Annotated in this window: 12 protein-coding genes; 6 read left to right on the plus strand and 6 right to left on the minus strand. The window is 63.3% G+C overall.

Annotated elements, in window-relative coordinates:
* Positions 1 to 10 precede the first annotated feature (10 nt).
* Together E4M07_RS15535 and E4M07_RS15540 are read right to left on the minus strand one after the other, a co-directional pair.
* Positions 11 to 442 carry a hypothetical protein gene (locus E4M07_RS15535; protein ID WP_136659291.1) on the minus strand — a complete coding sequence of 144 codons (432 nt, stop codon included), beginning with the start codon at positions 440 to 442 and terminating at the stop codon, positions 11 to 13.
* 5 nt (positions 443 to 447) lie between these two features.
* A complete protein-coding gene (locus tag E4M07_RS15540) occupies positions 448 to 2,532 on the minus strand; it encodes a TonB-dependent receptor (RefSeq protein ID WP_136659292.1) in 2,085 nt (694 codons plus the stop codon).
* Positions 2,533 to 2,761: 229 nt separating this feature from the next.
* On the opposite strand from E4M07_RS15540, the gene hemP reads away from it, so the two are divergent.
* The 6 genes from hemP to E4M07_RS15570 all read left to right on the plus strand — a co-directional run bounded on the left by hemP (position 2,762) and on the right by E4M07_RS15570 (position 7,680).
* A complete protein-coding gene (gene hemP / locus E4M07_RS15545; RefSeq protein ID WP_246660471.1) occupies positions 2,762 to 2,947 on the plus strand; it encodes a hemin uptake protein HemP in 186 nt (61 codons plus the stop codon).
* A gap of 104 nt (positions 2,948 to 3,051) precedes the next feature.
* Positions 3,052 to 4,050: a ChuX/HutX family heme-like substrate-binding protein gene (locus E4M07_RS15550; protein WP_246660487.1), complete on the plus strand. Its 999-nt coding sequence runs from the start codon at positions 3,052 to 3,054 to the stop codon at positions 4,048 to 4,050.
* Between the two features lie 31 nt (positions 4,051 to 4,081).
* On the plus strand, positions 4,082 to 4,948 hold the full coding sequence (locus E4M07_RS15555) for an ABC transporter substrate-binding protein (protein ID WP_136659295.1): 867 nt from the start codon (positions 4,082 to 4,084) through the stop codon (positions 4,946 to 4,948).
* A gap of 2 nt (positions 4,949 to 4,950) precedes the next feature.
* A complete protein-coding gene (locus E4M07_RS15560) occupies positions 4,951 to 6,060 on the plus strand; it encodes an iron ABC transporter permease (RefSeq protein WP_246660472.1) in 1,110 nt (369 codons plus the stop codon).
* A 12-nt stretch (positions 6,061 to 6,072) separates the two neighbouring features.
* Entirely contained in the window at positions 6,073 to 6,876 is an 804-nt protein-coding gene (locus E4M07_RS15565; protein WP_136659296.1) for a heme ABC transporter ATP-binding protein, read from the plus strand.
* A gap of 132 nt (positions 6,877 to 7,008) precedes the next feature.
* A complete protein-coding gene (locus tag E4M07_RS15570; RefSeq protein WP_136659297.1) occupies positions 7,009 to 7,680 on the plus strand; it encodes a GntR family transcriptional regulator in 672 nt (223 codons plus the stop codon).
* Positions 7,681 to 7,691: 11 nt separating this feature from the next.
* Here the strand turns inward: E4M07_RS15570 and E4M07_RS15575 are convergent, their stop codons facing one another.
* The 4 genes from E4M07_RS15575 to E4M07_RS15590 all read right to left on the minus strand — a co-directional run bounded on the left by E4M07_RS15575 (position 7,692) and on the right by E4M07_RS15590 (position 12,550).
* On the minus strand, positions 7,692 to 10,118 hold the full coding sequence (locus E4M07_RS15575; RefSeq protein WP_136659298.1) for an FAD-dependent oxidoreductase: 2,427 nt from the start codon (positions 10,116 to 10,118) through the stop codon (positions 7,692 to 7,694).
* Positions 10,119 to 10,137: 19 nt separating this feature from the next.
* Positions 10,138 to 10,371: a hypothetical protein gene (locus tag E4M07_RS15580; protein WP_136659299.1), complete on the minus strand. Its 234-nt coding sequence runs from the start codon at positions 10,369 to 10,371 to the stop codon at positions 10,138 to 10,140.
* Between the two features lie 11 nt (positions 10,372 to 10,382).
* On the minus strand, positions 10,383 to 11,543 hold the full coding sequence (locus E4M07_RS15585; protein WP_136659300.1) for an aromatic ring-hydroxylating dioxygenase subunit alpha: 1,161 nt from the start codon (positions 11,541 to 11,543) through the stop codon (positions 10,383 to 10,385).
* 113 nt (positions 11,544 to 11,656) lie between these two features.
* Positions 11,657 to 12,550 (minus strand): LysR substrate-binding domain-containing protein, encoded by an 894-nt coding sequence (locus E4M07_RS15590; protein WP_136659301.1) that lies wholly within the window; start codon positions 12,548 to 12,550, stop codon positions 11,657 to 11,659.
* Positions 12,551 to 12,574 lie beyond the last annotated feature (24 nt).

Raw genomic sequence — 12,574 nt, forward strand, 5'->3', positions numbered from 1 at the left:
CCCGGTTGTTCTAACTGCCGAATTCGACCTTTGGCCGCGCGGTCGTCTGCAGGTGTTCGAGGCATGCGGTGGCCGGAAGCGCGCGGGCCTCGCAGGCGGCCGCGTCGTTGATGAGCACGCGGGATATGTCGGCGCAGTCCGCACCGGCGAGGTCGAACTGTCGGACCCGTGTCTTGCCGGTTGTCAGCGGGCTGAAATCCAGCACCATCAGGCGCTCGACAAGGCCCTGCGAATTAAAGAGAACGATCTCGAACGCGACCTTCTCGAGCTTCTCGTCGAAGCCGTTCTTGACCATGAATGTCGCCAGGCACCCGGCCTCGCTCCGGGCGAGATTGTTCAGCTCCAGCGACAGGCCCGGCGCATTGCCCTGGGCAACCCCGGCGACGGGCGCCCCTGCAATGACGCTGGCTGCGGCGAAATACCCGGCGACAATCTTCCTCATGGCTGTCACGACCACCCGAACTGCTTGACAAGGGTGAACTTGAAGGTCCGGCCCTCGGCGTCGTAACCCTGCAGATATTCCCGGTATTGCTCGTTGAAGATGTTGTCGACGCGGAAACGGCCTTCCCATCCGACGAGCGGTCCCTCGACCGGGATCCAGTTGATGTAGACGTCGTGAACGTCGAAGGCCGGCGTGGTGTCGCGGGACACGGTCTCGTTCTGGGCCGCCACGAACCGGCTCGTCCAGCCGAGGTCGATGCCCTGTTCCGGCAGCGTCTTGCCGACCGTTATGAAGAATTCATGCGGCGCGACCGTGTTCAGATACCCGCCATTGGTCTTGTCCAGGCCCCGGTTATAGGCATATCCGGCATTGGAATAGAACAGATCGGACTGATAGGCCGCCTCCACCTCCGCACCATAGATCACCACATGACCGATGTTGCGGTAGCGCGGTACGGCAAAGCGACCCAGATCTTCGATGTAATCGCGTATGTCGTTGTAATAGCCGGTTGTCTTGAACTGCAGGGAATCGCCCTCGCTCAGGAGGTCATATCCGGAGACCGCGAAGCCGGCCTCGTAATTGTTGGATTTCTCCGGGTCCAGATCGAGATGAAATCCGGTGCCGGCGGTCTGGTAGACCTCATCCAGCGTCGGCAGTCTTTCCGTGTGTGCGACCGATCCGAAAATGGAGAGGTCGTCCGTCACCTTGAACAGGGCCGCGATCTTGGGCGAGAAGCCGAAATTGTCCTTGTCTTCCGCGCCCGATGTAATGGAATTGTCCGCAGCCGACAGTTTCTGAAAATCGAAGCGCGATCCGGTGATCACCGTCAGACGCTCGTTCCAGATGAACTCGTTCTGCACGAAGAAGCCGGTTTGGACATCGGTTCCCTCGGCATGCGAGCTGGAGTCGGACCCGTCGCGCGTGCGCTCCTGATGGGCCGTCTGGTTTCCGAACGTCAGGTAGTTCTCAAAGTTCTCCCCCATGTGCTCGAACGTGTTGTCGATGTTGAACTGGTATGTCTCGTAGCCGTAATCGGAATTGGCATAAGGGGCGCAGGCCGGGTCGGTGACGCAGACCTGCTCGTTCAGCGTGTCCGAATAGGAGGCCTGGATATTGAGATCCAGCCAGGGGTTGTCCGAGGCTTCATTTGAATAGGCAATGATGGCCGTCTTGTCGGTCAGGGTCCGCTCGTCAAGGGTCGGAAAGAACGACGCCCCGCCGTTCAGCTGATCGTACCGGGCCGGCTCGGCATGCGCGACATATTGCTGGTAGGAGATGCGCAGCTCCTGCTCCATTTTCTCGCCGAACGTGAAGGTGCCCTTGGCCAGCCCGTTGGGCTGATCGGCGCCGGTGCCGGTTATCTCCGTGCCGTTGCCGCTCGTGTAGTCATCGCTGGTCCGATAATCGCCGACAAGCAGGAATTCCGCATTTTCGTTGAAGCGATGCGCAAGCACGGCCGACCCGAAATAGGCCTCCGCATTGGTTTCATAGGCGCTTTTCAGCCGGAGAGCCGTGTTGTACTCGTCCCCGAGGAAATCGGACGCGTCCTTGGTGGTGAAGTTGATCACGCCGCCGAGCGCGCCGGATCCGTACAGCGTCGACGATGCGGGCCCGCGGAGTATCTCCACCTGCTTGTAGAGTTCGGGGTCGGAAAAGAAACCGCCCATGCGGTACTGCTCGAAGAACTTGTTGACGCCATCGACATTGAAAATGATGCGCCCTTCCTCCCCGCCGGATTCCGACGCGCCGATACCGCGTATGTTGAAGTTCTGACCGAAAGCCCCCGTTCCGCCGGTCGCATTCACGCCGGGGACGTTTTCCACGACGTCGGTGATGACGGTCGCCTGAAGACTATCGATATCCGCCTGGTCGACGACGGTGACGGCCTGCGGCGTGTCGATCGCCACTTTCTCGACGCCCGCGCCGACCACCAACCGGTCGAGCCGCGTCACGCGACCTTTCTTGTCTTCCTCATTGACGGCGGTCCCTTCTGTCCCGGCGTCCTGTGCCAGGGAGCCGTGCGCGCCGCCAGACAGGATTAACGCAACACCTCCGAGCAGTAGCGCTGCCCTGCGCCCAACCAAACCCATCTTTATTTCTCTCCGTTTTATTCATCGGGCTGGCTCGCGTTCTGGCTTGCTTGCTCATGCGTGGATCGTTCCGGAACATTTTGTCTCGCTAAAACTTGACAATTTCTCTCCGGTATTGCACTTCCGTAGTTAACATGATTGCCAATGTCAAGTTAATTGAACCGATGTTGAGAATGCCTCTAAGGCGATGAGTCAAAAGGCGGAAATAGTCAGTAGGAAGGTTGTTGCGTTGCCTGAGCAAACACGAGAATCGAAATCCGACAGGGATGGCCGGAGTGAAGCCGGAAAGGCAGCCGTCAAGACCCTGAAAAGCCAGGACCTCTTTCAAGGCGCGCGGGAGCTTGGGATCGAGCACCACGGCGCCCTCTACCGCCTCAAGATCACCCGCCAGGGCAAGCTCATCCTCAACAAATAGGCCGTCGCATGACCACTAAAGAAATCAACAGCACCGCGTCCGCGCGTACACGATCGGCCGTCCAGCCCGAGGCCATTCGCCGGGCGCGGGCGGACAAACCGAAAATGCGCGAGCGCGAGCTCGCCGCGCAGCTCGGCATCTCGGAGGCCGAATTCGTCGCCGCCTGGTGCGGCCTCGGCAATACCCGGCTGAATGTGCGTGTCAACGACGTGCTGACCGGCCTGGAGGCGCTGGGCGAAGTCATGGCGCTGACCCGAAACGAAAGCGCCGTGCACGAGAAGGTCGGCGTCTATGACGGGGTCCGAACCAGCCAGCGCGGCGCGATTGTCCTTGGCGAGGACATCGATCTGCGCATCTTCCACAACAACTGGGCACACGGCTTCGCCGTCGAAAAGCGCGATGGCGAGCGGATCGGTCGCAGCCTGCAATTCTTCGACAAGCACGGCACCGCGGTTCACAAGATCCATCTGAGGCCGGACTCGAATATCGAGGCCTATGAACGGCTGGTTTCCACATTCAAGGCGGACATCCAGGGCCAGACGCTGGACGTGGAGGAACCGTCGCGGGAACAGGAACTGCCCGCCTCCCTCAGCGATGTCGACATCGCCGATATGCGCGACAAATGGGCGGCCATGAACGACGTGCACCAATTCGTCGGAATCCTGCGCAAATTCCGCGTCTCGCGCCACCAGGCGGTCAGCGCGATGGACGAGGAATTCGCCTGGCGGCTCGACGACAGCGCGCTGGTCGCAATGCTCAACCTGGTGTCCATGGAGGACATTCCCATCATGTGCTTCGTCGGCAGCCCCGGCGTCATCCAGATCCACCGGGGACCCGTCAAGGAGATCAGGTCGATGGGTCCGTGGATCAACATCCTCGACCCTGGCTTCCACATGCATCTGCGGCTCGATCACATTTCCGAACTGTGGGCGGTGCGCAAGCCCAACCGCGACGGTCACGTGACATCGCTGGAGGCCTACAACCGGGACAAGAAGCTGATCATCCAGTTCTTCGGTGACCGCCGCGAGGGTTCCGACGAACGCGGCGACTGGCGCATGCTGATGGAAAACCTGCCCAGACTGCCGGGACACGCAGCCGCCTGAGGCTCCCGTTCATTTCTCAAAAGAGGCCATCATGCTCAAAACCACGATCCGATCCGCGCTGGGCATCGCCGCGGCGCTTTCAATTCTCGTCGCACCGACCGCTTTTGCCGATACGAAGGCGAGCAAGATCGTCGCCATCGGCGGCTCGGTCACCGAAGTCGTGTACGCACTGGGTGAACAGAACCGGCTTGTGGCGCGCGACACGACAAGCACGTTTCCACAAGAGGCGACCGGCCTGCCGGATGTCGGTTACATCCGCGCACTTTCGCCGGAGGGCGTTCTGTCGATCGATCCGGATCTCATCCTGGCGCTGGAGGGTTCCGGCCCGCCCGAGGCATTCGAGGTTCTCAAAAAGGCAAGCGTGCCGGTGGTGACGATCCCGGCGCATTTCGACCGGGAGGGGATCGTCGCCAAGATCAAGGCGATCGGCTCGGCGCTGGGCGTCGACGACAAGGCCGATGCGCTCGCCGAGAGGGTCAATGCGGACATCCTGGACGCTGAAACGCGCGCGGCCGGCCGATCCGAGCCGAAGCGCGTGCTCTTCCTGCTCAGCCTGAGCGGCGGCAAGATCATGGCCGCCGGGAGCGACACGAGCGCCGCCAGCATCATCGAAATGGCCGGCGGCAGGAACGCCCTGTCCGGTATTACGGGTTTCAAGCAGATCACCGGCGAAGCGGCGATCGAGGCGGCGCCCGACGTCATCCTGGTGATGACCCGCACCGGCGATCACGGGATCAGCGCCGAAACCGTCAGGCAACACCCTGCCCTCGCCGCGACCCCGGCGGCGCAGAACGACCGGATCGTGCGCATGAGCGGGCTCTACCTTCTCGGCTTCGGGCCGCGAACGGCCGAGGCCATCCGCGACCTTTCCGATGCGATCAACGATGAAGGCCGATAAAGGTGCTTCAGCGAACGGAGGCAATCGGTTCGACCGCTCATGCCGTGCAGCCGGCGGACGGGGACCGCTCGCGTAGGGCAAGGCTTGCGATCGCGGTGCTCGTTCTGCTGCTCGGCGCGGCTTCGGTCCTGAGCCTTGCGACCGGAGCATCGGATGCGTCCGTTGCTTCCGTCATTCGCGCATGGGCCGCGCAATTGTCGGGCGGCGACGCGCAACTCAGCGCCCGTGACCGGATCATCATCTACGACATCCGCTTTCCACGAATGGTGGTCGGCGTGCTGGTGGGCGCGAGCCTGGCGGTGTCCGGCGCCGTGATGCAGGGCCTGTTCCGCAACCCGCTCGCCGATCCGGGCATCGTCGGCGTTTCGGCCGGCGCCAGCCTCGGCGCCGTTTCGGTGATCGTGCTCGGTGGCACCGTCCTCGCGCCGGTCACCGCGCTCGCCGGGATCTACGCACTGCCCGCTGCCGCATTCCTTGGCGGTCTCGTTTCCACGTTTCTGCTCTATCGCGTCTCGACCCGCCGGGGCCGGACATCGGTCGCGACCATGCTGCTCGCCGGAATTGCCCTCGGTGCCCTGGCTATGGCGCTTACCGGCATCCTGATTTACCTGGCGGACGACCAGCAATTGCGCGATCTGACGTTCTGGAACATGGGCTCGCTCGCCGGCGCGACCTGGTCCAAGGCACTCGCGGCGGGCCCGATCATCGCTATGGTCCTCATCTGTACGCCGCTTCTTTCCGGCGGGCTCAACGCCATGACGCTCGGCGAAGCGACGGCCCGGCACATGGGGCTGGCCGTGCAGCGGTTCAAGACGACGGCCATCATCGTCGTCGCCGCGGCGACGGGCGCGGCGGTCGCTGTCAGCGGCGGCATCGGATTCGTCGGCATCGTCGTGCCGCATCTGCTGCGCCTCATGATCGGCCCGGATCATCGTTACCTGCTGCCTGCCTCGGCGCTGCTCGGCGCGAGCCTCCTTCTTTCGGCCGATGCCGTTGCACGCACCATTGTCGCGCCGGCCGAGCTGCCCATCGGCATCATCACGGCGGTTGTCGGTGCGCCGTTCTTCCTGTGGATCCTGCTGCGCCGGCGCGGCGTGCTGGACATGCTGTAGAGTTGACATGCCATGATCGAAGTCGAAAACGCCACCGTCCGGATCGGAAAGAAGGCGATCGTCACCGATGCGCAGCTCCGTGCGGCCTCCGGCGAAATAACCACCATTATCGGGCCGAACGGCAGCGGCAAGACCACGTTGTTGAAAGCGATATCCGGGGACCTTGCCTATTCGGGATCCATCCGCATGCACGGCCGCGAGATCGCGCCGCTTCAACCCTGGGAAATGGCCATGATGCGGGCGGTGCTGCCGCAGAGCTCGAGCCTGGCATTTCCGTTTACAGTGCGCGAGGTCGTTCGCTTCGGTCTGACGACCGGACGCGCGGGGGTCGCCGGGCTGCAGTCGCAGGACCTTGTCGCAAGGGCTCTGGATAGGGTCGACCTTGCCGGGTTTTCCGGCCGGTTCTACCAGGAGCTTTCCGGCGGCGAGCAGCAGCGCGTCCAGCTCGCACGGGTGCTTTGCCAGGTCTGGGAGCCGGTTGTCGACAAGACGCCGCGTTTCCTGTTCCTCGACGAGCCGATCTCCAGCCTCGATATCCGCCACCAGCTGATCATCATGGATATCGCGCGTGACTATGCGCGCAGCGGCGGCGGCGTCATCGCGGTCCTCCACGATCTCAACCTCACGTCCATGTATTCGGACAGGGTGCTCGTCATGCAGGATGGCCGCTGCCGGGGTTTCGGCCCGCCGCAGGACGTCATCGCGGACACGCTGCTGCAAAGCGTCTTCGAATGCGGCCTGCGTGTCGGCGCCGTGCCCGCCGCCGGCGGCGCTTTCGTGCTGCCGCAGTCCGCGCAGCCTTCGCTCCCGAATTGATCCTCTACCGGCGGTTCAAATGATAAACCGATAGTGCTTGCCTTATCGGCTCCGATGGACTTTTATTTGTTGAAAGGAGACGGATCGCGCCGAAACGGCGTTGATCCGGTGGGCGCAAATTCGGAAATTGAATTGAAAAACGGGAAGTTAGAGCTTTTTCGCGATCTCCAGCAGCGCATATTGACGCTGGAGCTGGCACCGGGCACGGACCTGGACGAAACACAGCTCAGCCAGGAATACGGGATATCGCGAACGCCCCTGCGCGACGTGTTCCGGCACCTGGCGGGTGAAGGCTATCTTTCGATCGAAAGCAATCGCGGCGCGCGCGTATCGCCGCTGTCGCACAAGACGCTGCGGGACTTCTTCCTGACCGCGCCGATGATCTATGCGGCGACAGGGCGGCTCGCGGCACGCAACGCGACGGCCGGCCAGATCGCGGAACTCGAGGAAAGCGCACGCCTGTTCGACCAGGCGCTGGCCGACAAATCGACGGGCGGCGTCGCGCTCTTCAACAACCGCTTTCATCAGCTCGTCGGTCTGATGGCCGACAACGAGTTCCTGTTGCCGAGCCACAACCGTCTTCTCATCGATCATGCGCGCATCTCGATGACGTTCTACCAGGCGGACGATCCGTCGCAGACCGACAGGCTGACGCGTGCAAGCGAGCAGCACTGGGACATGGTCGAAGCCATTCGCGACCGCGACGAGGAGCGCTCGGAGGAACTGGTCTACGAGCACTGGGGCCTGTCGCGGGAATTCATTGAACCGAAGATCACGCCGGCGAGCCTGACGATCGGGCTTTAGTCCACATCACCTCAGGACCGCATGCGCTCCGCATTCGCGTCGAACAGCGGGTGCGGCTGCAAACGCGCCGAAAGGCTCTGGCCGAGTATTTCGATCCGCCAGCCATCGGTCCGGCCGGCCAGTTCCCGCGGCACATAGCCGAGCGCGACGGAGACGCCCGATGTGTGGGCGAAACCGCCGGAGGTCACCCAACCGCACACCGCGCCGTCGATGCTGATCGGCTCGTCGCCGATGACGTCGGCGTCGTGCGCGTCGACGACAAATGTCACGAGACGCAGGGAGCCGCCTTCCGTCCGCTCGGCAAGGGCTGCCTGCTTGCCGATAAAATCGGCATCCTTGCCGTAGGCGACAAAACGGTCGAGCCCCGCCTCCACGGGACCGTAGAGCGGCCGGTATTCGCGCGCCCATCCGCCGTATCCCTTTTCCAGGCGCAGCGCGTTGAGCGCGCGGCTGCCGAACAGGCGGATGCCGTGCGGCCGGCCGGCCGCCATCAACTGCTCGAACACGTGACGCTGCGCATCCGGTGTCATCCAGATCTCGTAGCCGAGATCGCCGGTGAAGGAGACGCGGCCGACCAACGCCTCGGCAAGGCCGATGTCCATGCCGCAGATATCCATGAAGCGGAACGCATCGGCGGAGACATCCGAGCGGGTGACGGCGGCAAGCACATCGCGCGCCTTCGGCCCGGCGATGGAAAGTCCGACCAGGCTGTTGCCATAGGCCGACACCGTGACGGAGCCGTCTTCCGGCAAATGATCTTCAAACCAGCGCAGATGGAAATTCTCGGCAATGCCGGATCCGGCGATGAACCAGTTGTTTTCGCCGAGATTGGCAAGCGTGAAATCACCGATCAGCTTGCCGGCTGCATTGAGCATGGGCGCAAGTGTCATGCGCCCCTTTCGCGGAATCCGGCAGGCGAGCAGGCGGTCGAGCCATTCGCCGCTTGCCGGTCCCTCGACCCGGTAATTGGCGAAGCCGGAAATCTCCATCAGCCCGACGCTTTCGCGCACGGCGCGCGCCTCTTCGCCGACATGATCGAAATCGCTGGAGCGGCGCCAGGAGAAGCGTTCTTCCCCTCCCTCCGGCGCGAACCACAGCGGAACCTCCAGGCCGAACGCGGCACCGAACTGTGCGCCGGCCTGCTTCAGCTCCGCATAGATCGGGGTCGTGCGCAGCGGGCGCGCGGCCGGCAGTTCCTCGTTCGGAAAGCGGATGGAGAAGCGCCGCGAGTAGTTCTCGCGCACCTTGGCGTTGGTATAGGCCATGGTGGCAAAATCGCCGTAGCGGGCGATATCCATGGCAAACACGTCGAAGCCGGGATCGCCCTCGATCATCCAGTTGGCCAGCGCCAGACCAACGCCGCCGCCCTGCGAGAAACCGGCCATGACGGCGCAGGCCGACCAGCAGCCGCGCAGGCCGCGCACCGGCCCTACGAGCGGATTGCCGTCCGGCGAGAATGTGAACGGCCCGTTGATGATCTGCTTGATGCCGGCATTGTTGAAGGCCGGGAAATGCCGGAAACCCACCTCCAGGGACGGCGCGATCCGGTCGAGGTCCGGCTCCAGCAACTCGTGGCCGAAATCCCACGGTGTCTCGGTTTCCGACCACGGGCGTCCGTCCTTTTCATAGGTGCCCATCAGCATGCCGCGGCGCTCCTGGCGCAGGTAAAGCTCGCCGTCGAAATCGACGACATGCAGCATTTCCTTGCCGGCCGCCTCGTTGAAGGCCGTGACCTCCGGCATGTCCTCCGTGATCAGGTACATGTGCTCCATGGCCAGGACCGGCAGTTCCAGCCCGACCATGCGGCCGACCTCGCGCGCCCACAGCCCGCCGGCATTGACGATATGCTCGGCAACGATCTCGCCGTGGTTCGTTATGACGCGCCAGTGGCCGTCCTCGCGCTGGACCAGATCCTCGACCTTTGTTCCGGTGTGCACCTGCGCCCCGTTCTTCTTTGCCGCACGGGCATAGGCGTGGGTGACGCCATAGGGATCGACATGGCCCTCCACCGCGTCGAAAAGCGCGCCGACAAACTGGTCCGGGTCGAGCAGCGGCATCAGTTCGTGCGCCTCGGCCGGGGTGATGATCTCACTCTCGAGCCCCATGTAGCTGCCCTTCGCGGAGATCGATTTAAGCCAGTCGAAACGCTCCGGCGTCGCGGCCAGCATGACGCCGCCGGTCATGTGAAGGCTGATGTCCTGGCCGGACAGTTCCTCGATCTCGCGGTAAAGATCGACCGTGTATTTCTGCAGCCTGGCGACGTTCGGATCGCCGTTGATCGTGTGCATACCGCCGGCGGCGTGCCAGGTGGAACCCGATGTCAGTTCGGAGCGCTCCAACAGGACAACATCGGTCCAGCCGAAGCGGGTCAGGTGGTAAAGCACCGAACAGCCGACAACGCCGCCGCCGATGACCACGACTTTCGCATGTGATTTCATTGCATATCCCCGTAAATCGTTACTGCTCGCGGCCGAGGCGCTTCAGCCGGGCGTGAATGTCGCTTGCGAGCGCCATGCCCTCCTCGAGGGCGTAGACATAGGCGTGGACGAGGAAGAAGCCGGCCTTGTCCGCATCACCTTCGGCCTCGGCGCGTTCCCCTGCCTTCAGATACAGTTCCGCAAGCCGCCGCGTGTCACCGGCGCGGTGCGCGGCCAGAAGCGCCGGTTCAAGGTCTGACCATTGCGCGGCCATCGGAACCGGCCTCAGCCGCTCTTCGAAGCGGCGAACCGGCCGGCGACCCAGTGGTGGAAAAGATGCGTCGGGCTGTCCATGACCGGCGAGAAGCGGCCGCCGTCGAATTTTGCGCCGTGCCGGCCCTTCTGCATGCCCTCGACAACGAAAATGTCTTCCTCGAAAACAGTCTTCCAGAGTTCCGTGTTGGCGGCGCGCATCTGCGACCATTCGGAGCCCGTGATCGCCTCGTCGGCGTAGTAGATCTCGACCTGTTCGACGGTCCTCTCGTTGGAGAGCGGCTGGAGGATGATGGCGAATGCGTGATCGCGGTGGACACCCAGAAGCACGTTGGGAAACAGGGCGATGTATTCGGCGCCGGCCTCCCATTTGTCGCCAAGGTCCGGAAAATCCGGGAACCGGTCGCCGTTCTCGTTGATCATCGGACGGTAGACGAGCGTTCCCTGGCCGGAAAAGTGGCCGGGTTCCTCGATATTGTAGTGATCCTCCAGGCGCGAATAACTGTTGAGGCCCGGATGGACCCAGGGCAGGTGATAGCTTTCGCAGAAATTCTCGACCGCAAGCTTCCAGTTGGTGTCCAGTTCGAAGCGGATGGAACTGTCGGCGCCGGCATGATGAAGCGGTTTCTCGAACTCCGCCCAGCGGCCGATCAGCGCCGCCGCATGATCCTCGAACGCCGGAGCATCGCCCGACATGTTGACGAAGATGATATCGCGCCAGATATGCGAGCGGATCTCGATGAGACCGAGCGTCGAGCGGTCGATCGCATCGTGGATATTGTTGCCGGGGCCGCCCACATGCGGCGTCGTCTTGAGGGCGCCGTCGTGATCGTAACACCAGGAATGGTACGGGCAGCGGATGGCGCCGCGCAGTCTGGTCTTTTCCGCGACCAGGATCATACCCCGGTGCCGGCAGGTGTTCTGGAAGACGCGGATCCCGCCGTCGCGGCCGTGCACGATCAGCAGCGGCTGGCCCAGCAGGTCGACCGGCAACGCATCGCCCGGTTCGCGAACGTCCTTTGCAAAGCCGATCGCGGTCCAGCCGCTGAAGAAGACGGCCGACTTCTCGCGTTCGAACAGATCCCGGTCGACATAGAATTCATTGGGCAGGCCCTGCGCCCGTTCCACCGGCTGCATGACCTTGTCCAGATGTGCCTGTTCCGAAGAGCGCATCGCATCCTCCCGGCCGCGCCACCATAATCTGCAGATTCATGACGCAAAGCGGCCTTGCCGTTCAATCCGGATTAGTTTCGCCTTCGATTTAGATGAATTCAACCGAAATCGGGTCAGGCCGCGTTGACCAGCCAGTCGCGGACCAGCGCGACGGACGGATCGAGCTGCTTGCGGCTGTTCCATGTCAGGTAAAAGGCGCCCGGCACCGGCACGAAGAAATCGCCCAGGGGCACCAGCCTGCCGGACGACAGATAGGATGCGATCAGCCTGCTCCAGCCGAGGACGACGCCGGCCCCCTCCTCCGCCGCCTGCAGGGCGATACTGTAATTGTTGAACTTGGGGCCGCTGACACGCGCGACGCTGACGCCGTTGAGCGCAAACCATTCCGTCCATGTCAGCCAGCCGGTGTCGATGGCCTCGAGCTGCAGCAGCTGCAACGCGGGCAGTTCCCCTATCGTCTTCGCCGAATGGGTCCGGGCGAATTCGGGACTGCAGACGGGACCGACGGAATCGGTGAAGAGCTGCACCGCCGTCTCGCCGTCCCAGCGGCCGTTTCCGTAGCGCACGACCAGGTCGATATCGGACCGGTCGAGATCGTGCAGCCGGTCCGAGACGCGATGATTGATGCGCAGCTCCGGGTGCGCCTGCCAAAGCCGCCCGATGCGCGGCATCAGCCACAGGCTGGCAACGGCCGCCGAGGTGCCGATGGTAATCGTCGCGTCGCTCGGTCCGGCGCTGATCTTCTCGAGCACCGAAGCGGTCTGGGAGAAGGACGATGCCAGTACCGCGAACAGTTCGCCGCCGGCGGGCGTCAGTTCAACGCCGCGGTGAAGGCGCTCGAAAAGCGCCACGCCGATTTCCCTTTCAAGCGCCTTGATCTGGTGGCTGACGGCGCCGGGGGTGACATTGAGCTCGGCCGCCGCCTGCTTGAAGCTCAGATGCCGGGCGCAGGCCTCGAACGCGGCAAGCGTCGTCAGGGACGGCAGACCGTAATAGCGTTTGCTCAACTTTCACCCCGCGTGCCTGTCCGC

This window comes from Nitratireductor sp. XY-223 (assembly GCF_004959855.1).
In the GTDB taxonomy this organism is placed as follows: domain Bacteria; phylum Pseudomonadota; class Alphaproteobacteria; order Rhizobiales; family Rhizobiaceae; genus Hoeflea_A.